Source organism: Clostridium weizhouense, from assembly GCF_019431045.1.
GTDB classification, from domain to species: Bacteria; Bacillota; Clostridia; order Clostridiales; family Clostridiaceae; genus Clostridium; species Clostridium weizhouense.
Window position 1 is genome coordinate 1 of the sequence record NZ_JAHXPT010000006.1, and the last position, 25,726, is coordinate 25,726.

Sequence of the window (25,726 nt, forward strand, 5' to 3'; positions counted from 1 at the left end):
GGATTAACTACTAAAGAAGGCGTTTATGCTGGAGGAGATGCAGTTACAGGTGCAGCAACAGTAATACTTGCTATGGGCGCTGGAAAGAAAGCAGCTCAAGCTATAGATGAATATTTAACTAAATAATTAAATATATTAAAGAATACACACACTTATAAAAACTTCCTTACTAAAATTTATTAGCAAGGAAGTTTTTATTTTAAAGAAAATAATAGAGTTTTAAAATTTATCTTTTTAGAAAATTTTTAAGACTCTAAATTAAGTTAATTAACTTTTTAATAAAAAATGTAGCTTAGTTACTTGTGAGTTTTTATAGTTAATAAATAAAAAAGAAAAACTACAAAAAACGACTAAATAATTAAAACTTATTTTTAGAAGATATATTGTAATAATAACTTTATATTTAATAAATTACTATAATAAACAGATAATTAAATGTTTTATTTAGAAAACTAATTTAAAAATATATATAATATAATTAAAATATAAAGCTAAAGTTAATAAATTTATAAACGAATGAATAATTATAGGACGAATTTTTATATTTAGGTAAGGAGACGAAAGATGTTAAAAACAATAAAAAATAAACTAATTTTTTTGGTAGTTATTTTTATAATTACTATTGTGTCTATGGGGATTTATTCTATAAAAATTTTGAATAGTATAAATCAAAAATCAACAGTTATTACTAAAGATGCTATTCCAGGAATTATATATTCAGAAGAAATTAATGTTATGAAATCAAAGTTTAGATTACTTGAATATAATCATATTATTACAACCGATCAAGAAACTATGCAAGAAAAAGAAAAAGCAATGGAAGAAAAAAATAAAGAAATACAAAAAAATTTAGAATTGTATTTTAATACAATAGAAACTGAAGAAGATAAACAATTGTTTAATATGGTAAAAGAAGAATGGAATAAATATTTAGAACTACATAATCAAATTATTGCTTTAAGTAGAGAGAGTAAAAATGAAGAAGCTATGAAAATAATGATGGGAGAATCAAAAGAATCATTTGATAAAGTTTCTTTATACTTGACAAATATGGTTGAATTCAATAAAAAAGCAACAGTAGATATCAGTTTAGAAGGTGACAAAGAATATAATAGTGCTATGAAAATAAATATTTCTGTAATAATATTATTAGGAATAGCAAGTGTAATTTTTGGAGGAATTATTATTAGGTCCATAACACATCCATTAAATCTTTTAAAATCAGAGTTAGATTCTTTAGCAGAAAGAGGAGGAGATTTAACTAAAGAAATACAAGTAGATTCAGAAGATGAAATAAAAGATCTTTCAGTAAGTTTAAATAAATTTATACAAAATTTAAGAGAAATTATTAAAACAGTCAATGAAAGTTCTGAGAGTATAGAGGACGTTGTAGAGATTATAAAAGATAATGTTACAAATTTAAATTCAGACATAGAGGAAGTTTCAGCAACTACAGAGCAACTAGCAGCCAATATGGAAGAAACAACAGCATCAGCAGAAGAAATGCTAGCAACATCTCAAGAAATAGAACAAGCTCTTAATTCTATTGCACAAAAGTCTCAAAATGGAGCAATTAAAGCAGGAGAGATAAATAAAAGAGCAGAAGATACTAAAGAACGTGTACAAGCTTCACAGAAAAAAACAAATGAAATATTTAATAATACAAAAATAGAATTAAAAGAAGCAATTCAATCATCAAAAGTTGTTGAAGAAATAAATGTACTTTCTGAATCTATAATGCAAATAACATCACAAACTAATCTTTTAGCACTTAATGCGGCTATAGAAGCAGCAAGAGCTGGAGAAGCAGGAAAAGGATTTTCAGTTGTTGCTGAGGAGATAAGAAAACTTGCAGAACAATCTAAAGATACAGTAATAGAAATTCAAAACATAACGGGAAAAGTAACAGATGCTGTTAAAAATCTTTCAAATAGTTCAAATAAATTATTAAAATTTATGTCTGTAGAAGTAGATAGTGATTATAAGAATATGTTAGATGTAGCAGATAAATATAGTAAAGATGCTGATTTTGTTGATAATCTTGTGGCAGATTTCAGTTCAAGTTCAGAAGAACTTTTAGCATCATTACAGGATGTAATTAAAACTATAGATGGAGTGGCACAAGCAGCTGGAGAAGGAGCAGGTGGTACTACTGACATTGCAAGCAGTGTATTACAAGTTAATGATAAATCTAATTATGTTTTAGAGAATGCATTAAAATCCAAAGAAGATGCTCAAAAATTAAAGGATGAAATTTCTAAATTTAAGATTTAGAATATACTTAATTTAAGGTTGCATTTTAAAATATAGTTTAATTTAAGAATATAGATTAAAGTAATATTAAAGATAGATATTATAATGAAAATAATATCTATCTTTGTTTTTTTGTGTAGATAAAAATATTTAAATAAATATTAAGAATATATTGAAAATTACAAAATAAGATAATATAATATAAACAACATATTCGTGTAAAATATATACATAAAATTAAAACGTTTGCAATAAATACATATATAATATAAAATGTAAATATTATTAATTGAACCTTATATAATTTTTAATTAAATTTATACATATTAATATAACTAGCAAATATATTTAAATTTATACACTATTTAAGTACATAATTTTTTGCAAAACGGATATTAGTAAATATTATCAAAGGATAAAAAGAAAATATAAACTTTATAAATAATAAAATAGGCAAATCTATAAGTAAATAAATTGAGTTAAAAAATGATAAAAATCAATATTTATTCTAATAAAATGGGTGGAAATCAATATCTTGTTATTTGATGTAGTAAAAGAAAAAAATTATTAGTATATAAATATTTGATCAAGTAATAATTAAATTCTAAGATTAAATACAAGTTTTAAATTATTAAAATTATCATTCAAATTGTTACCATAAGACTATAAGTATATTTATTTTATAAATTTATAGTAGATGTGACGTTAAAATATAGACAAGCATATTTAATAGATAAACAGAAACTAGGTTTATATTTAAAGTGTAAATATATTAAATTTTAAATATATTTTAAATTTAAGAATTAATAAACTATCAGATTATATATTTAAGATAGATAAGTTCCAATAAAGTTTATTCATTAATATACATCATAGAATACTTATAAATTCTATGATTTACCAGTATAATGAGGAACTTATATAAAAAAGAAGAATTAAATAATTTTTAATGTAATCAATTACATGGAAATATTTGTTGTAATTCAACTATATTGATAGGGCAATATGAGAATTAATCAAATAAGTAATGATAAAGAAATTTTCTTAAATATAGATAGTTGTTGGTTCATCAGAAGTGAGGTGAGATATACAGTTATTTTAACAAAAGAAAAAAATCAAAGTAAGAAGATGTTAAAATTATTGTATAGGGGTGTGGAAAAATGAAAAAGTCTTTAACTAAGTTAATAGGGATTTCACTATTAGCAGCTGCAATGACAGTTACAAGTTTTCCAATTAATAATGCAATGGCAGCGGAAATTACAGAACAAACAACAATAGAAAATACGCAAGATGAATCATCTATAGAGAATTCACCATTAGCAGTGGATTTAGATGAAGAAAAAACAGAAACTGTAGATTTATCTGCAACAAGAGAAGGAAACAATTATCCTGTTGTACTTGTACATGGATTTATGGGATGGGGAAGAGATGAAGTAGGTGGATTTAAATATTGGGGGGGGACAGTAGACCTTCAAGAGAAAATGCGTGATGCAGGATATGAAGTGTATACAGCAACAGTAGGACCTGTAGCTAGTAACTGGGATAGAGCCTGTGAACTTTATGCTTATATAGTAGGTGGAAGAGTAGACTATGGTGAAGCACATGCTCAAAAATTTGGACATGAAAGGTATGGTAGAACATATCCAGGTATATACAAAAATATAAGTAATGAAAGAAAGATACATCTTGTTGGACATAGTATGGGCGGACAAACTGTTCGTGCACTTACACAATTATTAAGTGAAGGATCTGAAGAAGAAAGAGCATATAGCCAAAATAATTTATCACCATTATTTGAAGGTGGAAAACATTGGATTCATAGCGTAACAACAATTGCAACACCAAATGATGGAACAACAGCAGCTGATGGGAATCCAATAGTTGATATGGCAAGTCCTGCTTTTGGAGTTTTAGGAGCAGCAACAGGTCATAATGCTTTAGTTCAAAATGTATTTGATTTTAAACTAGATCAATGGGGATTAACAAAGAGAAAAAATGAATTACAATTTTCTTATTTAAAACGTCTTTTAAATAGTGATATATGGTATAAAACAAAGGATATATCAAGTTATGATTTATCAACATACGGAGCAGAAGAACTTAATAAATGGGTAAAAGCTCAACCAGATGTTTATTACTTCTCTTGGACAGTTTGTGCAACAAAGGAATCAATACTTACAGGATACCAAATTCCACAACCAGGAGTAATGAATAAGATGTTTTATCCAAACTCTTTTGTAATGGGTAGTTATACACGTAATGAAGCAGGTAAACCAGTTATAGATGAAAATTGGTGGCCAAATGATGGTTATGTAAACTGCATAAGTGAAAATGGACCTAAATTAGGATCTCATGATGTTATTGTAGATTATGATGGTACTCCTAAAAAGGGCGAATGGAATGCAATGCCTACACTTATGAACATGGACCATGAAGATATAATAGGACGTTTTGGTAATGTTAAAAATTGGTATATAAATCGTTGTGAACAATTAAGTAAATTACCAATGTAGGAATTATAGTTAATAATTAGATGGGGAAAAAATTCCCCATTAGTATATTAATTTATATTGAAAAATATGGATACAATTTTATAAGATAAAAACTATATAAATAAGGTCAGGACAAGAGTATATGGTTAAAAATAAGGGGGAAAAGAGATGAAGAAATCTTTAACTAAATTAATAGGTATTACTTTATTGGCGGTGTCTATGACGCTAACAAGTTTACCATTAAACGCTAGAGCGGCTGAACCAATAAATGTACCTCAAAATACACAGGTGCAAACTATTGATGATGAATCAAAGTCTCAAACATTTATTGAATCAGAAAAAAGTATAGCTGAAGAAGTAGAAAATACAAATTACGATAAAGCACAAGAATCACAAAAAGAATCAGGAAAATTAAATCAACAAAAAGAAATAGAAAAATCAGATGTGCAAGAAAAGAATGAGGAAAAAGAATTATCAAATACATCTGAAATAGATAAAAGTATTAATGAAGAAAATGAAATAACTAGTATTGAAAATGAAATTAGTAATATAGATAAAATAGAAAAAGAAGAGACTACTGATATTACTGAAGCAACTCCAATAGAAGTACCTAATTTAGCAGCAACTAATATAACAGAAGGAAATGACTATCCGATTGTTTTAGTTCATGGATTTTTAGGATTTGGAAGAGATGAACTATTAGGATATAAATATTGGGGGGGAGTTGTTGACATCCAAGAAAAATTAAGAGATTTAGGTCATGAAACTTATACAGCAACAGTAGGACCTGTATCTAGTAACTGGGATAGAGCTTGTGAATTATATGCATACATAGTTGGTGGTACAGTAGACTATGGTGAAGCACATGCTAGAAAATTTGGACATGAAAGATATGGTAGAACATATCCAGGTGTATACAAAAAAATAAGTAATGAGAATAAAATTCATTTAATGGGACATAGTATGGGTGGACAAACCATACGTACTTTAACACAATTATTAAGTGAAGGCTGTGAAGAAGAAAAAGCATGTGGACAAGAAAATTTATCACCATTATTTGAAGGTGGAAAACATTGGATCCATAGTGTAACAACAATATCAACACCAAATAATGGAACAACTTTGGCTGATGCAATTCCAGGAAGAATATTTTTAAGTTCTGCATTTGGTGTTTTAGGAACAGTAACAGGACATAATAATTTTATTAATTCATTGTATGATTTTAAACTAGATCAATGGGGATTAAAAAAAGAAGATGGCGACTCTAAATTAGACTATATAGATAAGGTGTTAAATAGTGATATATGGGATAAAACAAAAGATATAGCAACTTATGATTTATCAACAGAAGGTGCAAGAGAGCTTAACAAATGGGTAAAAGCTCAACCAGATGTTTATTATTTTTCTTGGTCAACATGTGCAACAAGAGAATCACTAATTAGTGATCATTCTATGCCACAAATTGGCCCAATGAATCCATTGTTTTATCCAACAGCAACAGAAATGGGAAGATATACACGTAATAGAAATGGGCTTCCTATAATAGATAAAAAATGGTTTCCAAATGATGGCGTTGTAAACACGTATAGTCAAGATGGACCTAAAGTAGCTTCAGATGATATAATTGAAAAATTTAATGGTCAAGCTAAAAAAGGACAATGGAATGTAATGCCTAAGCTTATAAATACAGATCATATGGACATTGTAGGTACATTTGGAGATGTGAAAGATTGGTATGCTGACTATGCAGAACAATTAAGTAATTTACCAAAATAAGATTAAAAAGTAATATTAAGAGCTAACTCAGTAACTTGAGTTAGCTCTATTAATTTAATTGGGAGTTATTATATATAAGTTCATCATTATACTAGCAAGTCATGTTATTTGTAAATATTTTTAAATTTATATTAACAAACAAACTGTATTTAAACTTATATAAATTAGTGTGTGTAAAAAATATATATAAATTAATTACAATCAACTAAGCTCTAGATTATATTAAATTTTTTAGTATAAATATTATTTAAAACTTAGAGAATTACAATTGTTAGAGAGAGCTTAAAATATCATCAATGTGTCCTTTAACTTTAACTTTTCTAAATTCTTTAACAATCAATCCATCTTCATTAATTAAAAAAGTACTTCGTTCTATTCCAATAACCTTTTTTCCAAACATAGTTTTTTCTTTTAATACATCATATAATGAACAAACAATTTTTTCTTCATCACTTAATAATAAAAATGGTAAGTTGAATTTATTAATAAATTTATCATGAGAAGATAATTTATCTTTACTAATTCCAATTACTATTGAATTTTTATCTTGTATAGTAGTGTAATTATTTTTAAAATCACATGCTTCAGCTGTACATCCAGGTGTATTATCTTTTGGGTAAAAGTATAAAATAACTTTTTTCCCTCTATAATTACTTAATTTATGACTTTTTCCATCTGAACCTTGAAGTTCAAAATCAGGAGCTAAATCTCCAATATTAACCATAATTGTTCACCTCCAAATATTAATGTTATTATATAATAATTATTATTAATTATCAATATAAATTTGTTAAAAAATATTATCTAAAAATATTTTCTTTATTTAATGTAATTTTTTAATATCAATATTTACTTAAAATACGGTTTTATTTATAGATTATTATGTCTTTTAAATTATCAGACAAGAGGTGAATTCTTTTAAGGATAAATTTATTTATATAATATCAATATTAATAATTTAATCTATTATAGATATTATACTAGCATTGTTATTTAGAATTTAATAAATGAATAATTGTAGATATTAAAGATAATATTAAAGGATAATTCACTATAAAAGTATAATGAAATTTTGTAAATTGATTATAAATCTTGGGGAGGAAGTTAAATTGGGTAGAGAAGAGTTATTAAGTATAGTTGAAAATTTAAATAATGAACTTATAGAAGTTTATCATAAACTACATCAAAATCCTGAATTACCAAATCAAGAGTTTGAAACTACAAATAATTTAAGAAAATTATTAAAAGATGTTAATATAGATATTATTGATTTAAATTTAAAAACAGGTTTAGTTGCAGAAATTAATGGGAGAGCTAAAGGACCAGTTATTGCTATTAGGTGTGATATAGATGCATTACCAATTGAAGAGGAAACAGATTTACCATATAAATCATTAATTAAAGGGAAAATGCATGCTTGTGGACATGATTTTCATATGGCAGTTATTTTGGGAGCAGTTTACTTGCTTAAAAAAAATGAACAAAATTTAAAGGGGAAAGTTAAAGTTATATTTCAACCAGCAGAGGAAAGTGCAGATGGAGCTAAGAAGATTATTGAGACTGGAGTTTTAGATGATGTTGATGTTATATTTGGTATTCATAATACACCAGATTTAGATAGTGGAGTTATTGGAGTTAAAACTGGAGCAATGACTGCAGCTGTTGATAGATTTGAAATAGAGATTTTAGGAGTAGGAAGTCATGCTGCAAAGCCAGAAAAGTCAATAGATCCAATTATTATTGCATCTAATATAATTATGTCACTTCAAACTATAGTAAGTCGTAATATAAGTCCAACTAGTAATGCACTTTTAAGTGTGACTCATATAGAAAGTGGAAATACATGGAATGTAATTCCAGAAGCAGCTTATATCGAAGGTACAGTTAGAACTTTAAATGAAAGTGATCGTAATTTAATATTTAAGAGAATGAATGAAATTATTAATGGTACATCACAATTGTTTGGAGGAAGTGCAAAACTTATTTGGCATTCTTCTTCTTCAGCAACAAATAATACTGAAAAATGGGTTAGACTATCAATTGAAGTAGCAAAAAATTTAAATTTTGATGTAAAAGAGATTTCAATGGGATTAGAAGGTGAAGACTTTGCATATTATCAACAAAAGATACCAGGAGCCTTTATAATTACTGGAATAGGAAAGTCATATGCACATCATCATCCTAAGTTTCAAATAGATGAGAATGTGATTTTAGATTATGCAAAATATTTTGCTAGTTTAGCAGAAAAATCATTAATAGAAATATCAAGTAGATAGTGACATTGTAGTATTAAAATTTATAAATGCAAAGTTAAAGGACAGTCTGAAAATGTTAGAAGTTTATTATTAGGAGCAGATATAGAAAAAGTAGCAAAAGGGATTTGGTTAAGTATATATTTTGTAAAAAATTAAAAGATGAAATGAATTAGAATATATATTAATGGGAATAAAAAAACTTAGAGTAGTTTATTTAAAATTAACTCTAAGTTTTTTATTGTATAGAAAATTAGAAGCTTTTTAAATTGACAAATTAAAAATTAGTTATATAATTTAATTATAATATACCCCCCTGGGGGGGAGGGGGAAGAGTATGAGCGAAGAAAGAAAAAAAGCATTGCAATCTTTAAAGACAGCAAAAGGTCAAATTGAAGGAATAATAAAAATGATTGAAGATGATAGATATTGTATAGATGTTGCAAATCAAATATTAGCAGCTCAATCGTTATTAAAAAAAGCAGATTTAATGATATTGCAAGGGCATTTACGTCATTGTGTAAAAGAAGCTTGTCTTAATAATGATACTGATCAAAAGATTGAAGAAATGAATAAAGTTTTAGAGAAAATACTTTCTAAATAGACAAATTAGAGAATAATATCAACATTTATTGATAATAAAACTAAGAATTGATAGGGGTGAATATATGAATAAAAAGACATTTAAAATAGAAGGAATGAGTTGTTCAGCATGCGCAAACAGAGTTGAGAGAGTAGTAAAAAAATTAGAAGGAATAGATAATGCAAATGTTAATTTTGCTACGGAAACTTTAAATGTAGAGTTTGATGAAAATAAACTAAATAATCAAAATATAGAAGATGCAGTTATAAAGGCTGGATATGGAGTTAAGAAAAATATAAAGACTTATAATTTTAAAGTTGAAGGAATGACATGTTCAGCATGTGCAAATAGAGTTGAAAGAGTTACTAAAAAATTAGAAGGTGTAGAAGAATCAGCTGTTAATTTTGCAACTGAAAGATTAACAATATCAATAGATGAAGATGAAATAAATTATGGTCAAATCAAGAATGTAGTAGATAAAGCTGGATATAAACTTATTGATGAAGAATCAATCAATAAACAAAGTGAAGATAAAAAGGAAGAAAATCCTTCAAAGCAATTATTAACAAGATTTATTATATCAGTAGTTTTAACTATTCCATTATTGATAATAAGTATGGGACATATGGTTGGAATGAGGTTACCATCTATAATTGATCCAATGATGAATCCTTTGAATTTTGCATTAATACAAGTTGTATTAACACTTCCAGTAATGTTAGTAGGATATAAGTTTTATAAGATTGGGTTAAAGAATTTATTTAAACTTAGTCCTAATATGGATTCATTAATATCAATAGGTACCTTAGCAGCATTCTTATATGGAGTATTTACGATATTTAAAATCAATCAAGGAAATCATGAATATGCAATGCACTTATATTTTGAATCAGCAAGTGTAATTTTAACATTAATAACATTAGGAAAATATTTAGAAGCAGTTTCAAAAGGAAAAACATCACAGGCTATTAAAGCATTGATGGGTCTAGCACCTAAAACTGCAACTATTATAAGAGATAATAATGAGATAACTGTTAAAGTAGAAGAAGTCATGGTTGGAGATATTATTTTAGTTAAACCAGGAGAAAAGCTTCCAGTAGATGGAGAAGTAATAGAAGGAACTACAGCAATTGATGAATCTATGCTTACAGGAGAGAGCATTCCAGTTGAAAAGACAATAGGTAACAGCGTTATTGGAGCAAGTATTAATAAAACTGGATTTATAAAATATAGAGCAACAAAAGTAGGAAAAGATACAGCTTTAGCTCAAATTATTAAATTAGTTGAAGATGCACAAGGTTCAAAAGCACCTATAGCAAAACTTGCTGATATTATTTCAGCATATTTTGTACCAATAGTAATTAGCTTAGCTATCATTTCATCATTAGCATGGTTAATAGCTGGAGAATCTTCTATTTTTGCATTAACAATATTTATTTCTGTATTAGTAATAGCATGTCCATGCGCTTTAGGTTTAGCAACACCAACAGCAATAATGGTTGGAACAGGTAAAGGAGCAGAAAATGGTGTGTTAATTAAAGGTGGAGAAGCATTAGAAACTACCTATAAATTAAATACTATAGTATTTGATAAAACAGGAACTATAACAGAGGGGAAACCAAAAGTAACAGATATTATATGGAATGATATTTCAGAAGAAGATATATTAATTCTAGCTGCAAGTGCTGAAAAAGGTTCTGAACATCCATTAGGAGAAGCTATTGTAAAAGAAGCAAATGATAGAGGTCTAGAATTAAAGAAAGTTGATAAATTTGAAGCTATTCCTGGTTATGGAATAGAGGCAATGATTGACGAAAAAAAAGTTTTCCTAGGAAATAAAAAGCTAATGATACAGAAAAATGTAGATATATCAGTATTAAATGAAAGAGCAGATATATTAGCTAATGAGGGTAAAACTCCTATGTATATAGCTATTAATTCACAAATAAAGGGAATAATATCAGTAGCAGATACTGTTAAGGAAAATAGTAAAGAGGCTATAAAAATTCTTCATGATATGGGAATAAAAGTAGCAATGATTACAGGTGATAATAAAAGTACAGCAAATGCAATAGCTAAACAAGTTGGAATAGATATAGTTTTAGCAGAAGTATTACCAGAAGATAAAGCAAATGAAGTAGCTAAGCTTCAATCAAATGGAGATAAAGTTGGGATGGTTGGAGATGGAATTAATGATGCACCAGCACTTGCTAAAGCAGATATAGGAATTGCAATAGGCTCAGGTACAGATGTAGCGATAGAATCAGCAGATATAGTTCTTATGAGAAGTGACTTAATGGATGTATCAACAGCTATTAAATTAAGTAAGGCAACCATCAAAAATATAAAAGAAAATTTAGGATGGGCATTTGGATATAATATATTAGGAATACCAGTGGCTATGGGAATACTTCATATTTTTGGAGGACCACTTTTAAATCCAATGATAGCAGCTGGAGCAATGAGTTTTAGTTCAGTATCAGTATTATTAAACGCTTTAAGGCTTAGAAATTTCAAAGCTTAAAATATCAACACTTAATCAAAATATAGATAATTTAGGAGGAATTGAGATTATGAAAAAGAAAATTTTAATTGAAGGTATGAGTTGTAATCATTGTGTAGGTCATGTAAAGAATGCTTTAGAAGGGTTAGATGGAGTAACTTCAGTAGAGGTAAGCTTACAGGATAAATATGCTTTAGTAGAAACAACAGTAAGTGATCAAGTTTTAAAAGATGCAATAGAAGATGAAGGATATGATGTTGTAGGAATTGAATAATTAAGGCACATTTAAAAAAATAATAGACCAGTATGCTCGTCTATTTTGTGTGATACTGCGTCAGCAAATTTATCTAATAGCTCGTTATTAACTAAATTTACTTCCTTGTCTGACACAAACTATACAATGCCTCTTTGATCTATTATTTTATTTCATGTGCCTAAAACTTATATAAAAATAAAAATATGTTTTAATAGCTGAATTTCCATTATATTAAAAAAGCAATATACATTTAAAACACATAAAAGTAAGGTTGTCCTAGTTAATAGGGCAACCTTACTTTTAATTTTAGCTATGTTTTACAATAGCAACATTCACTTAAAACATAACCTTAATTTTCCATAACTTTTCTGATTAGATCATAATTAGAATCATTTGCTTCAACGAAACCATTAACAGGAGTTGTTATATTACTAAAGTCATTAAATTCAACAAATGCCTTTTTGATAAAGTTTATACGTTCAGAATCCATATCAGGACTTACTGCAATAGCATCTTTTTGTATATTATCTGTCATAGAGATTATCTTTAGATTGTCCACATTAAGACCATTAACTTTTGCTTTATCAAACGCTTCATTATAAGTGGCACCAGCATCAAAAGCTCCATTTAATACTCCATCAATAACGTTATCATGACTTCCAGCAAAAGATACATTAGAGAATAATCTATCAGGATTCATATTATTTTCTTTGAAAATATGTCTAGCATATAAATATCCAGAAGCACTATTTTTATCAACATAAGCAAAAGTTTTATCTCTTAAATCTTCTAAAGTATTAATTCCAGATGATTTACTAGTAATAATATATCCATTATAATAAGTTTTACCATTAACACGAGGAGTCACTAAAGGGATAACGTTTGCGGTTTGCTTAGCTATAACATAAGCAAATGGAGAGAACCATCCCATATCAATAGTACCTTTTTTTATTTGATCGCTAAGTGCGTCATAATCTTTAACAATTATAATTCTTGGAGTAAGATTAATACTTTTAAATAGTCTTTCTAAAATAGGAAGATACATTTTCTTAATATCAGCAGGAGATGTAAAAGGATTAATTCCAATTATAATTTCATTTTCTCCTTTAAGGCTACTCATTTGATACTGTAAATTTTCAGAAGCAACACTTAAGGTTCCACAGTAATTAAGTAATTCATCTACTTTACCTTCATGTCTTTCAATCATGTCAATAGAATCAAGTGTTTCACGATTTGTATCTTCAATAGTACATGTTAAGTGACTAAGAGCTTGTTCGATATCAAATGCAACTTGAGTATTTGATTTAGAAACATCAGTTAAATTTAAAATAGAATCTTTAATATGTCCCATTGCTTTATAACTATTAGATAAAACTTTTAATGTATCATTAGAAATTTCATCAAGTTCGTTTATTGTATTTTTAGAATTTTCAGTTGCCACTTGTGTATCTTGAATGTTTAAAAGAAGGTCTTTAACATTCTGATCAATTTCCCTTGCAAATTTATCTGTTTCATCAGCCAGTTTTCTAATTTCATTAGCTACAACAGAAAATCCACGTCCAGCATCACCAGCACGTGCTGCTTCAATTGATGCATTTAATGCAAGTAAATTTGTTTGGCTTGAAATATCATGTATGTATTCTACAAATTTATTTATACTATTAGATGAATCATGAAGTTTTGAATTAGTCTCCAAAGAAACATCTGATATTTTTTTTACTTCTGATAATAAAGAAATAGTATTAGTCATTGCTGATTTACTTTTTTCAAGTATAGAGATAGTATCATCGGTTTTTTCTTCTACAGTCAAGATACTTTTGTCAATTTTTTCACAACTAGATACGACTTCATGAATTCCTGATTCAACTGTCTCAATACAAGCTAAATTGGTCGTAGAAAAATCAGAAATAATTTTATTTTTTTCTACTAAATGTGAAAAAGCTTCTTTGCTTTGTTTAGATATCCACAAAAGGTGTTCTACATCAAATCCCATTGTTTCAATCATGGAGTGTATATTTTTATATACTTCTTGTTGGCAACCATTTGAATCATTAAAACCAATATCATTTGAATTGTACTTTAAAGTATCAAAATAATAAAAATAAGATAATATCAATATAAAAGTAACTAAGCAGACAAGCAATTTTAGTAAGTTGTTTTCAATCAGGAAAGCAATACATATACTACTTAAGATGCTCAAAAGGATAGGTAATGCATATTTTTTTATTCTCATAAATCCAGTCCCCCTATAAAAGGTATTTGTTATTGTAACCCTGGTCCAATATATATAAATTATCCCACAAATAGAAATTTAATTCAATAAAAACATGAATTCGTTTACTAAGGAATGATAAAAATTTATCAATAGAATTGTTAAGTGAAACATCAAATAAATTAGTAATCATATTAAGGTATAAATTAAATTTAAAAAAGCATTGAGATTAATTTTATCAATGTTTTTTTATGTCGCTCATCGTGAAAATATACTAATCAATAAAAATTTTTTTATGATAGCTGATATATATACCAAATATAAAGATATTAAACTTTAATCATTCACTTAACAAATAAATTTTTTATTCAGTATATGTTATTAAAGAAGTTAGTAATGTTTTTATAAATATTTATCGAATATTATAATATGACATATTTTGTATAAAATATCTTGAACAAAAATACATAAATTCAAAATTTAGGTTTACATAAACCTTATATTATTACTTTTAGTAGGTATAAAAACACTTAATACAGATTTAAGCAACTTAAGGAGTGATTATATGCCTACAGATTTAATTGAAAAAATTGAACTATTTAAAGAAGACTCTAACAATTTCGTAGAAATACTTTATTATTTTAGTTCTAAAATTGATTATTTAAGTTATAAACTAAGATATCCAGAAGCGTCTACTGATCTTGTTATATACTTATATGAGCTTATATTAGATTTAAATATAAAAAAATTTAATAATGATGAAGAAGTATTAAAGTATATTAAAACATGTCTTAAAAACAAATCTATAAAACTATATTATAAAATAAATTCTTACAGGAATTTTTTAACATATAGTTCAGATGAAGAACTTTTAAATATATTAGATAAAAATAATTATAGTAATGAATATTCTAATGTAATGTTTAATGATTTAATCTCTTTATTAAAACCTAAACATAAGGAAATAATATTTTATAAATTTTATTTACAATTATCAGATATAGAAATTGGTAAACGATTAAAAATATCAAGACAAGCTGTTAATAAATTTAAAAGACAAGCTTTAAAATTTCTAAAAGAAAAATTATAGAAAGGGGATAATTATGATTGATGAATTAATGAAAACAGCTACGACTCAAGGTATTTGGGCAATTTTGAGTTGTGTACTTATAGTATACATATTAAAAGCACAGGAAACTAGAGATTTAAAGCAAGAGGAAAGAGAAAAAAACTATCAAGAGATAATAAAAAAGCTTACTGAAAAATTAAATACATTAGATTCAATAAATTTAACTGTAAATGAAATAAAGAATAAAATTAATTAGACTTTTTATTAACAGAATATAAAAGATATATTTACTGTATGAGTCTGCATCAAAATAAATTTAACACAGACCCATACAGTAAATATTATCTTATTAAGTTAATAATATCTAATAACATATCATGATATTCACCAAATTTATTATGTTCTAGGGCTAATTTTAAATATTCTTTAAAATTTCCTTTCATATTAAAAGCTAAATTTATATCTCCATTTGTATTTACAGTATTTTGGCCAATCCATCCAAAAATAGTAATTGATATATTATTATATTGATTTTTATCTATTAATCCTTCTTCTTTTAATTCAGAAAAAATTCCTAAAGATTCTCTAGGAGTACAATTATTTAAAGAAGTGCCACAAGCATTGAAAACTTTTTCTATATTTAAATTTCCATCAGTATCGTAATATTTATCTTTATTTTTATCAATTTCAAGTTTCATTACATTTTTTATCATGTCAATTGAATGGATAGAATTATCTTTACTATTTTGATCTATAAATATTTCATCTAATTTTTTCAAACGTTCTAATTTTTTAGGATCAGTAATCTCCTTATTTTTTAGATAATTTGTAGAGTTGGATAAATTTTTAGTATAAATGTTTGTTGGATTTATATTATTTTTTATTTTATTCAAATTACTTTCAAAGTTATTACTTTGATTAGTTTTCATTGTATTATTCAACCTATTAGATTGCTTATATATATTAGATAATGTTTTATTATAATTGTTTTGATTAATTTTAAATTCCATAAATTATAAAAACCTTTCTAAATTTATTTTTAATTTGTTATATTATCGATCCTTTATATTTTAATTTTCGTGCATAAAATGTAAAAATTTACCCTGAAATTAGATATACTTTGATTAGACAAACTTTTTATAAGTAATATGTTATAACATAAGTAAGTTTAATTTTTGAGGAGAGATTTATGCAAAAAAAATATTTAATAATATTTTCTTTAATAATTGTAAGCATGTTTACAATTCGATTTATATATGTTTATAATCAAAAAAATAGCTTAAACACTTTTATGTTTAATAATAATGTGTATATTGTAACTAATGAAAAAATAAGTGAAGATCTTGTAGATGAAGAATTAGGGAAGATTACTTGTAAAACTAATAAATATCCAAAGACTAATTTAGAAGCTTCAAAATTGCAGGTTAATACACCTATATATGAGTATAAAGACTCAGGTGATGATGAATTATTTTCTGTTAAGATAATAAAGTATGATAATAAATATTATGTATGTAGAAAGATAATAAATAATTAAATTAGAAAAACAATACAAAATCCAGAAAATATTTACTTATTATTTTATGGAACAGCTAGATATATTTTAAATTTAAAATATATCTTGGGTTTAATTATGGCTCTGCTTGGAGTATGAATTCTTTTTAAAAAGAATTAAACATTAAATAATTTGGAATGGATAATGATTAAAATTTATATAAATTAGGTAGGAATCTAGAATGTATATTATTAATAGACTAAAAGCAAATTTTAATAACTTTATAAAAATAAATAAACAAGGGTATATAAAATTAATTTTAACTATATATGTATTGTTAATTGGGGTATTAGGACTTATTGATATAATTTCATATAAAAGTTTTGATTTATTTTTTATTCCATTTTTTGTTATATGTTGTTTAGTAAAGATGTATTGGAAACATAAATAGAAATAAAAATCAGGTAATATTTTTGTGTTACCTGATTTTTCTATAATTGTTAATTTTTAAAGTATAAGAATAGTTACTATAATAGTACATTTTTACTTAAATAATTTTACTAAATCAATTTATACAATTCAGATTCTTCTTTTGATATTCTTTTTTTAATTTCTTTTAAAATCATATTTGTTTCATGTACAAATCCACTTATATTTGTATTTATTTTATTTTTAGTGTTGTGATTATCTTTATAATTTGTAAATGTATTAGATATATTACCCATTTCAGTCATATATAAATTAGCTAAAGTTTTTAAATTATTATCATTTCCATTAATTAAACTAGGATATAAGAATTTATCCTCAGAAGCTAAATGCACATTTAATTTACCAGCTAGCTTATTTATATGAGTAACAAACTCATTTAAGTGTTCTATATAATCAGATTTATTTATTATTTTATCAATATGGTTTACTTCTTCAAGAATTTCCTTATGTTGTCTTAAAAAACTATTTATATTTATCATTTAGTATCACTCCTATTTATAACTTGCTAGATTATATTTAGATTATATATGGATATTAAGGATTAATATGTAACAAAAGTTACGAAAAATTAAAAATTATTTAGTTAAGTTAGAAAAATAAAGAAAAGTAAAGATAAATTAAATAAAAATTAAGTTTAATATGGTTTTTTAAGAAAAATATAACTTGCAAAAATATACGAACGTATGTACGATATAACTGTAAGGTATATCAAATAAAATAATAGATTAATATATGGGTCTATTATTTTATTTGAATGTTGATAAAGTCTATGAATGATATTGAAAGGTGGTTAGGTTTTTGGAAAATAATACATCACAAATAACATTAAAAGAAGTAATAGGATTAGATTTAGCGATTAAAAAAGCTGCAAAAAATCTTATAGATTCAGCAGCAAAAAAACTTATAGATTCAGATCATGAGAACAAAGATAATAAAGCTTGGTGGAAAGAAAAGACTCTTTATGAGGGGATTAATATGATTAATAATGCTGAAAAACGTGGTGAAGAACGTGGAAAAAAAGAAAAGGCATTAGAAATTGCAAGTAAATTATTATTAATGGGTTTAAGATTAGAAGAAATTTCAGATGTTATAGGGTTACCAGTTGATGAATTATACAAATTAAAAGCCTAATACACTTTTACTAACGAGTAAGGATTATTTTAACTAAGGATTAAAAAGTACTATCCAAAAGTATTGGGTATTATTAAATTACAGATTTAATTATAAAATAAAGTTCATAATATATATTAAAAAGTACATAAGGCACAATCAAAAAGATTCATTGCAATTTTAGAATTGTTATTTATTTTTATGTGCCTAAATAAAATTTTAAGTTTTAGGATAAACCTTAAATTATAATAAGGTTTATTTTTTTTATCCAACTATTGACTATAGTGTATATACTGTATATAATACTATATATACAGTATATATACTTTAAGGAGGAAAATTGATTGAAGATATTATTATCTAATAAATCTGATTTACCTATTTATGAGCAGATAAAAGCACAAATTAAAGAACAGATAATGTCTGGTAAAATTGCAGAAAATGAATTTTTACCATCAATAAGACAATTAGCTAAAGATTTAGGTATAAGTGTTATAACAACAACTAGAGCATATTCAGATTTAGAGGAAGAAGGATTTATAGCAACTATTAGGGGAAAGGGAAGTTTTGTACTTCCTAAAGATAATGAAATGGTAAAAGAGCAGTATTTAAAACGTATTGAAGAAGCTTTCACTACAGCAATTGAAAATGCAAAATTAGCAAAGGTTTCAAACGATGAACTTATTATCATTTTAGAAAATTTGATGGAGGAAGATAAGTAATGAATGCACTTGAAATAAGCAATTTAAATAAAAAGTTCAAAGATTTTAGTTTAGAAAATATAAATTTAAGTTTACCTAAGGGTTATATATTAGGATATGTAGGACAAAACGGGGCAGGAAAGACTACAACTATAAAACTTATTATGCAACAGTTAAAAGCAGACAGTGGAGAAATAAGTGTATTTGGAAAAGAGTATAAAGGAAATGAAGCTCTATTCAAAGATATGATTGGATTTGTGGGAGATGAATGTTACTTTCCAACAATTTTTAAAATAAAAGATGTAATTAATACATTAAAAGATTTTTATCCCTCATTTAATAAAGATAAATTTAATCATTATATAGATTTATGGGAGTTACCAAAGGATAAAAAGATTAGAGAGTTCTCAAAAGGTATGAAAATAAAACTAACATTTGCAAGCATATTTGCTAGAAAAACGAAGTTACTTATATTAGATGAACCAACAAGTGGCCTTGATCCTGTAATTAGAAATGATATTTTAGAGTTACTACAAGAATATATAGAAGATGGTGAAAAGAGTGTATTATTTTCAACACATATTACAAGTGATTTAGAAAAGATAGCTGACTATATATTTTTTATAAATAAAGGAAAGATGATGTTCAATGATACTAAAGACAACATTTTAGAAAAACATTTATTAGTAAAGGGTGGTATAGAAGATTTAACACCTAATATAAAAGAAAAATTAATAGGATGTAAAGAATCAAGTGTTGGATTTAAAGGATTGATATATGATAAGGATAGAAAAAATTTAAATGATAAATTATTAATTGAAAAACCATCTATTGAAGAAATAATTGTATTCTATATAAATAAGGAAAAGGAGGAGAAATAATGAATGCTATAAATTATTTAAAGTTTGACTTTAGAATAATAAAAGGAAGTATAAAGTATTACTCATTATTTTTAGTGGCTTTTGCTATATCATTATTTTATTCAGAGAGTAGCCTTAAGGCAATGAGTTACTTATTCTTTGTTTTAATTATTGTTGCAGTATTACCATTTAGTTCAGAAGGTAATCAAAAAAGTAAAGAAATGTATTCTATGTTTCCATCTAAAGTATCAAGTATGGTAATGGGAAGATTCTTGTATTTAATAATATTAAATATTATGGTATGGGTTATAGAAATTCTTACAATGATACATTTTTATAATATTGGTTCAATGGATACATCTGAAATTATTTTAATATGTTTTGCAGGAATAATTACTACAATTATATGTATGATTCAGTATTCAGTTTATTATAAATTTGGAATGGAAAAGGGAAGAGCTATTTTAATGTTAGTATATATGGTTCCGGCATTTTTTATATTCTCATTACCATCTATGTTAAAAGAAAAAACAATTCCTAATGATATATTAAATATTATCGTAACTAATAAAGTAATCATAGCTATTGCATCTATTATTATATTGGCAATTGTAGGCGGGATATCATATTCAATATCATGTTTAATTTGTGAAAATAAGGATATATAGATAAAATTATAAAATTAAGGTTAATTTAAGAAAATATTAATATGTATATGACTAAATTTAAGTTATAATAAGCCGATAAATATAATAGATTATTAAATAGTATAAATAGTCCTTAACTTAAAATAATTACCAAACTAATTTAAATAATGCTAAAACTTATCTAATTTATTAATTGTTTTATATCAAAATAATCATTTTATAAACAATATAAATTGGATAAATTCAATATAAAAGTAGAAACAGGGGGTTAAAAAAATGAAATTAAAAAAGACATTATCAGTTATTATGGCAGCTACTTTATCAATGTTTACAATTGCAGGGTGTAGTAGCGAAGCTATGAGTTATTCAAAGGAAATTAACAATTTAGCTAAATGGGAAGCAACAAACTCAGAATTTACAGGGGAAGTTAATATTGAAGCTCAAGGAGAAACAAATAAGTTAACTTTTACTGGTACAAGCTATAATAAAGGGCAAGATCAAGGATATGTAGAATTTAAATTTAATGATGCAAGTGGAAAAATTAATATTCCAGAATTAAAAATATATATGGATAAAGGTATAGCTTATATGAACAAGAGCTATTATGTAAATAACTTTACTGCAAATGGAGCAACAGCACCAGCAGGTCTTGTTAATTTACCATATGAATATATAGGAATAGATTCAGGAATGGATATGAGTGCCATAAAAGAAATGACAAAATCACCAGATTATTTAGCTAACTTAGGTAAAATGATCTTTGGAGATAATAAGGTTGATTTACCTTTAGTTCAAAATGGAAGAGAATATTCTATAAATATGAATTCAGATGAAATGATCGAATTAGTTGCAAAAGCAGCAAAAGCAATGGTAAATAACTTAGATTCTAGTAACTCTGGATTAAATTTAGGATTTGATGCACAAACAATAAAAGATATTCAAAAATCTGTAAATGACCCATCATTCAATGATGCATTAAATCAAGCTAAAACTTTAATGCAAGGATCAACATTAACTACAAAAGAAACTTTCTCTGATAAAGATTATAAATCAGAAATGAATATGAATTTACAAATAAAAGATATGGCAAAAATAAGTATAAAAGTAAATACTACAAGTGCTAAAGCTGAAGCAAAGAATATTGAAATCCCAAGTAGTAAAACTACTCTTAAACAAGATGAATTCATAAAATTACTTGTTCCAGAAGAAGTTAATAACAATGCTACAGCAGCATAAGAGAATAAAATATATTTTATAAGCATAAATTAGTAATATAATTTACCTAATTAATAGATAAGATAAGCCGATTTAAAATGATTAATATCATTTTGAATTGGCTTATTTTTATTTTTTAGGAAATTATAACGTAGTCAAATTTCTAGATAACTTTAGATTATATTTTTGATTTGACAATGGACGATGGACAATTGGCAATGAATGAAGAAAGCCTGTGGCTTTCAACCACAATTGTGCATTGTCAACTGTCAATTGTCCATTGAAACGTGGTGTATATATATTTATATTTAAAAACAATATTGACAGTAATATTATTAGAAAATAATATTATTTAATAGATATTATTACAATAATAGAAAAAGTTTGATATAATTTATAAATAAAAGGGCATATCATTTAAAAAATTATGAAATATAGCTCAATAACTTAATAGGTAAGTTGGAAACAGTGAGCAGCTCTCTTAATTTGGGCACCTTGAGAGCTAGGAGTTAGTGGTGCAACCCGCCAGCAATTAATTTATTTAATTGGTGGTATTTTTTTATGCCTAGGAAAGTATAGAATTTTGTAAACCTAAAATGCTAATAAAACCTAAGGTAAATGAGATATTTTGAATGGAGAAAGGACAATGGACGATTGACAATTTAGGATGAAATCACTTTGTGATTTCTAAAATATATATTTTTCAGAAAGCCTGTGGCTTTCAACCACAATTGTGCATTGTCAACTGTCAATTGAAACGTGGCGTAGCCACTTTTGTTATGCCAATTTTAAATTAAAGGAAGGATGATGAATTTTGGATTATGCGTTAGTAATTATTATAGGACTAGTTATAGGGAGTTTTTTGAATGTATGTATTTACAGGATTCCAAGAGAAGAATCAATTTCTTATCCACCATCTCACTGCTCAACATGCAATCATAAGTTAAATCCTCTAGATTTAGTACCTATATTTAGTTATATTTTTTTAAAAGGGAAATGCAGATATTGTAAAGATAAAATTTCTTTAAGATATCCATTAATAGAATTATTAAATGCATTATTATATTTGCTTATATATGTAAATTATGATTTTACTTTAGACTTTTTTAAATATTGTATTTTTTCATCTCTTTTAATAGTTATAGCAATGATTGATTACAATACACAAGATGTATATACATCATCCATTATATTTGGAGGTATTGTTGGAGTAGCATTTGAAGCACTTGGATATATAGTTTACAAAAATGAATTTATGCAACCTATTTTTGGAGCAATAATAGGGTTTGGAATTATAGCATTAATTGTGATACTAACAAAAGGTATGGGAGATGGGGATGCAGAAATAGCTTTAATTTGTGGGTTATTTTTGGGTGTTAAAGGTGTATTACTTACTCTATTTTTAGGAATCATTATAGGAGGAATAATAGCAATAATAATTTTAGCTTTTAAATTAAAAAACTTAAAAGACAGTATGGCATTTGGACCTTGTTTAGCAATAGGTGCTTTAATAACTATGTTATGGGGAAATGAAATATTATCAACATATTTATCATTATTTATTTAACATAATGTTAATATTTAATATAAAGCTCATGGACAGAAAAAAATAAGAAACTCGACTCATCTTCATTCGTTGAGTAAGTTCGAGGAATAAAATATAAAATTGCACTCTGTGAAAGTTTGAAGAACCAAATATAAAATTTGGATTCTCACTTTTGACTCTCACTTAAGAACTCCAAAAATAAAGTTTAGTCCAATTAATGCATGCTCCCAATCAAAGATTGCTGACAAGCAATTAATTTGACAAATCTTTATTAGGAGATTCTAAAAAGCAAATTCCAATACCAGTTCGCCATTATATTAAACAGCAACATTTAAATAAATTAATTTTTAATTGAGATAATACATAATAACTTAAAAGTTAAATAAATTTTGGTTATTATATGATTAATATTGAAAAAATATACATAAAAAGATAAAATTGAGATAAAATACAGTATTTATCAAAAGTGATAGGGGGACTGTTTCATGGCTAATGAAAAGAGAAGATTAGGAAATATCCTTGTAAATGCAGGAAAAATAACAGGCTACCAATTACAAGATGCATTAAAATCTCAAAAAATTCTTGGAAAGAAACTTGGAGAAATACTTGTAGATAGCAACATAATAACTGAAGAAGACATAATAGAATCAATAGAACAACAAACTGGTATAAAAAAAGTAGATTTAAATACAATAAATTTTGATAAAAAAGCTATAAGTATCATACCTCAAAATTTATGTAATAAATATATATTAATCCCTTTTGGTTTTGAAAATAACAAAATAAAAGTAGCACTTGCAGATCCATTAAATATATTTGCTATAGATGATGTTGCTATATCTACAGGATTTGAAATAGAATCCTTTATAGCAAAGAAAGATGATATTAAAAAGTTCATAGAAATATATTATAGTAGTCAACAAGTTAGCATGGCAGCTATGCAACTTTCAAAGGAAAGTAGTAAGTATAAAAATGTAAATATAAATGTAGAAGATGTTGATGATGTAAAAAATGCACCCGTTGTTAAAATGGTTGATTATTTGTTTAAAAATTCAATAGAGATGAAGGCATCAGATATTCATATAGAACCATTTGAATATGAAATAAGAATAAGATATAGAATAGATGGACAATTACAGACAGTTAATGTTCTTAATATAGACAGTTTGGGACCATTAGTTACAAGAATAAAAATACTTGCAGGATTAAACATAGCTGAAAAAAGAATTCCTCAAGATGGAAGAATAATGGTTAAGGTTGGTGGAAAAGATGTAGACCTTAGAGTTTCAATACTTCCAGTAGTTTATGGAGAAAAAATTGTTATAAGAATTTTAAATACGTCTAATTATAATGTTGGAAAAGAGAAACTTGGAATAAGTGAAAAGAATCTTGAAAAATTAAATAGAATAATAACTAATCCTCATGGAATAGTTTTAGTTACAGGTCCAACAGGAAGTGGAAAATCCACAACTTTATACACAGTTTTAAATGAACTGAATTCAAATGATGTGAATATAGTAACGATTGAAGACCCTGTTGAATATACCTTAGCTGGTGTAAATCAAGTAAATGTAAATGTAAAAGCTGGGCTTACATTTGCAAATGGTTTAAGAAGTATATTAAGACAAGACCCAGATATAGTTATGATTGGGGAAATTAGAGATAATGAAACTGCTGAAATAGCAACAAAAGCAGCGATTACAGGACATTTAGTATTAAGTACATTACATACAAATGATGCACCATCTTCAATAATAAGACTTATAGATATGGGGATAAAACCTTATTTAGTTGCAACATCTGTTGTTGGGATAATGGCACAAAGATTGGTAAGAAAAATATGCACTAAATGTAAGGAATCATATAAAGCTAATCAATATGAAAAAGAAATACTTAAAGTAGATAAAGACAAGCCTTTAACCTTATATAGGGGAAAAGGGTGTGGATATTGTAATAACACTGGGTATTCAGGAAGAATAGGCGTTTATGAAATTATGGAGATAACAAGAAGACATAGGGAAGCTATAAATGCAGGATCAAATTCAGACATACTTAGAGATATTTCAGTCGCAAATGGAATGACAACTTTAGGGAATGAATGTAGTGATTTGGTGATTAAAGGCGTAACCACAATGACTGAACTTGCAACAATAACACTTATAAATGAAGATTAAGGGGCCAATTCGCCCTTATACTACAATATAACCTTTGCTTAAAACATGGTAAAAGTAGACTAAGTTAGAATTATATTAGGGGGTGTACAGAGA

Annotated in this window: 21 protein-coding genes and 1 riboswitch; of the genes, 17 read left to right on the top strand and 4 right to left on the bottom strand. The window is 26.0% G+C overall.

All coding sequences use genetic code 11. From position 1 onward, the window contains the following. Positions 1-564: 564 nt before the first annotated feature. From KYD98_RS08750 to KYD98_RS08760, 3 genes are all read left to right on the top strand, one after another. The gene (locus tag KYD98_RS08750; protein ID WP_219779296.1) at positions 565-2,274 is read left to right on the top strand and encodes a methyl-accepting chemotaxis protein; all 1,710 of its coding nucleotides are present in this window, start codon (positions 565-567) and stop codon (positions 2,272-2,274) included. A gap of 1,139 nt (positions 2,275-3,413) precedes the next feature. Further along, positions 3,414-4,766 carry an esterase/lipase family protein gene (locus KYD98_RS08755; RefSeq protein WP_219779298.1) on the top strand — a complete coding sequence of 451 codons (1,353 nt, stop codon included), beginning with the start codon at positions 3,414-3,416 and terminating at the stop codon, positions 4,764-4,766. A 147-nt stretch (positions 4,767-4,913) separates the two neighbouring features. After that, entirely contained in the window at positions 4,914-6,521 is a 1,608-nt protein-coding gene (locus KYD98_RS08760; protein ID WP_219779300.1) for an esterase/lipase family protein, read from the top strand. Positions 6,522-6,792: 271 nt separating this feature from the next. Here KYD98_RS08760 and KYD98_RS08765 read toward each other — a convergent pair whose 3' ends face one another. After that, the gene (locus KYD98_RS08765) at positions 6,793-7,245 is read right to left on the bottom strand and encodes a peroxiredoxin (RefSeq protein ID WP_219779301.1); all 453 of its coding nucleotides are present in this window, start codon (positions 7,243-7,245) and stop codon (positions 6,793-6,795) included. Between the two features lie 385 nt (positions 7,246-7,630). On the opposite strand from KYD98_RS08765, the gene KYD98_RS08770 reads away from it, so the two are divergent. The 4 genes from KYD98_RS08770 to KYD98_RS08785 all read left to right on the top strand — a co-directional run bounded on the left by KYD98_RS08770 (position 7,631) and on the right by KYD98_RS08785 (position 12,133). Further along, positions 7,631-8,797 (top strand): amidohydrolase, encoded by a 1,167-nt coding sequence (locus tag KYD98_RS08770; protein WP_219779304.1) that lies wholly within the window; start codon positions 7,631-7,633, stop codon positions 8,795-8,797. Between the two features lie 313 nt (positions 8,798-9,110). Then, entirely contained in the window at positions 9,111-9,377 is a 267-nt protein-coding gene (locus tag KYD98_RS08775) for a metal-sensing transcriptional repressor (protein WP_219779305.1), read from the top strand. A 64-nt stretch (positions 9,378-9,441) separates the two neighbouring features. Beyond that, a complete protein-coding gene (locus KYD98_RS08780) occupies positions 9,442-11,880 on the top strand; it encodes a heavy metal translocating P-type ATPase (protein WP_219779307.1) in 2,439 nt (812 codons plus the stop codon). A 49-nt stretch (positions 11,881-11,929) separates the two neighbouring features. After that, positions 11,930-12,133: a heavy-metal-associated domain-containing protein gene (locus tag KYD98_RS08785; RefSeq protein ID WP_219779309.1), complete on the top strand. Its 204-nt coding sequence runs from the start codon at positions 11,930-11,932 to the stop codon at positions 12,131-12,133. A 331-nt stretch (positions 12,134-12,464) separates the two neighbouring features. Here KYD98_RS08785 and phnD read toward each other — a convergent pair whose 3' ends face one another. Beyond that, positions 12,465-14,348 (bottom strand): phosphate/phosphite/phosphonate ABC transporter substrate-binding protein, encoded by a 1,884-nt coding sequence (gene phnD / locus KYD98_RS08790; protein WP_219779311.1) that lies wholly within the window; start codon positions 14,346-14,348, stop codon positions 12,465-12,467. A 544-nt stretch (positions 14,349-14,892) separates the two neighbouring features. Between phnD and KYD98_RS08795 the strand changes: the two genes are divergently transcribed. Together KYD98_RS08795 and KYD98_RS08800 are read left to right on the top strand one after the other, a co-directional pair. Beyond that, positions 14,893-15,417 carry an RNA polymerase sigma factor gene (locus KYD98_RS08795; RefSeq protein ID WP_219779313.1) on the top strand — a complete coding sequence of 175 codons (525 nt, stop codon included), beginning with the start codon at positions 14,893-14,895 and terminating at the stop codon, positions 15,415-15,417. Positions 15,418-15,430: 13 nt separating this feature from the next. Further along, positions 15,431-15,652, top strand: coding sequence for a BhlA/UviB family holin-like peptide (locus KYD98_RS08800; protein WP_219779315.1), 222 nt, complete (start codon positions 15,431-15,433; stop codon positions 15,650-15,652). A gap of 85 nt (positions 15,653-15,737) precedes the next feature. Here KYD98_RS08800 and KYD98_RS08805 read toward each other — a convergent pair whose 3' ends face one another. After that, positions 15,738-16,325 (bottom strand): hypothetical protein, encoded by a 588-nt coding sequence (locus tag KYD98_RS08805; RefSeq protein ID WP_219779316.1) that lies wholly within the window; start codon positions 16,323-16,325, stop codon positions 15,738-15,740. 260 nt (positions 16,326-16,585) lie between these two features. On the opposite strand from KYD98_RS08805, the gene KYD98_RS08810 reads away from it, so the two are divergent. Beyond that, a complete protein-coding gene (locus KYD98_RS08810) occupies positions 16,586-16,933 on the top strand; it encodes a hypothetical protein (protein ID WP_219779318.1) in 348 nt (115 codons plus the stop codon). Positions 16,934-17,451: 518 nt separating this feature from the next. On the opposite strand, the gene KYD98_RS08815 is transcribed toward KYD98_RS08810, so the two are convergent. Beyond that, positions 17,452-17,859, bottom strand: coding sequence for a hemerythrin domain-containing protein (locus KYD98_RS08815; protein WP_258049705.1), 408 nt, complete (start codon positions 17,857-17,859; stop codon positions 17,452-17,454). A gap of 319 nt (positions 17,860-18,178) precedes the next feature. On the opposite strand from KYD98_RS08815, the gene KYD98_RS08820 reads away from it, so the two are divergent. The 7 genes from KYD98_RS08820 to KYD98_RS08850 all read left to right on the top strand — a co-directional run bounded on the left by KYD98_RS08820 (position 18,179) and on the right by KYD98_RS08850 (position 25,633). Beyond that, positions 18,179-18,511, top strand: coding sequence for a hypothetical protein (locus tag KYD98_RS08820; RefSeq protein ID WP_219779320.1), 333 nt, complete (start codon positions 18,179-18,181; stop codon positions 18,509-18,511). 323 nt (positions 18,512-18,834) lie between these two features. Next, positions 18,835-19,212 carry a GntR family transcriptional regulator gene (locus KYD98_RS08825; RefSeq protein ID WP_219779321.1) on the top strand — a complete coding sequence of 126 codons (378 nt, stop codon included), beginning with the start codon at positions 18,835-18,837 and terminating at the stop codon, positions 19,210-19,212. After that, entirely contained in the window at positions 19,212-20,072 is an 861-nt protein-coding gene (locus tag KYD98_RS08830; protein WP_219779323.1) for an ABC transporter ATP-binding protein, read from the top strand. The genes KYD98_RS08825 and KYD98_RS08830 overlap by 1 nt, the downstream gene beginning before the upstream one ends. Beyond that, entirely contained in the window at positions 20,072-20,719 is a 648-nt protein-coding gene (locus tag KYD98_RS08835) for an ABC-2 transporter permease (protein WP_219779324.1), read from the top strand. The genes KYD98_RS08830 and KYD98_RS08835 overlap by 1 nt, the downstream gene beginning before the upstream one ends. 255 nt (positions 20,720-20,974) lie before the next feature. Next, entirely contained in the window at positions 20,975-21,934 is a 960-nt protein-coding gene (locus tag KYD98_RS08840) for a hypothetical protein (RefSeq protein WP_219779326.1), read from the top strand. 431 nt (positions 21,935-22,365) lie between these two features. Beyond that, positions 22,366-22,449: riboswitch (cyclic di-GMP riboswitch) on the top strand. Between the two features lie 278 nt (positions 22,450-22,727). Next, the gene (locus KYD98_RS08845) at positions 22,728-23,480 is read left to right on the top strand and encodes a prepilin peptidase (RefSeq protein WP_219779327.1); all 753 of its coding nucleotides are present in this window, start codon (positions 22,728-22,730) and stop codon (positions 23,478-23,480) included. 464 nt (positions 23,481-23,944) lie between these two features. Then, on the top strand, positions 23,945-25,633 hold the full coding sequence (locus tag KYD98_RS08850; protein ID WP_219779329.1) for a GspE/PulE family protein: 1,689 nt from the start codon (positions 23,945-23,947) through the stop codon (positions 25,631-25,633). Positions 25,634-25,726: the final 93 nt, after the last annotated feature.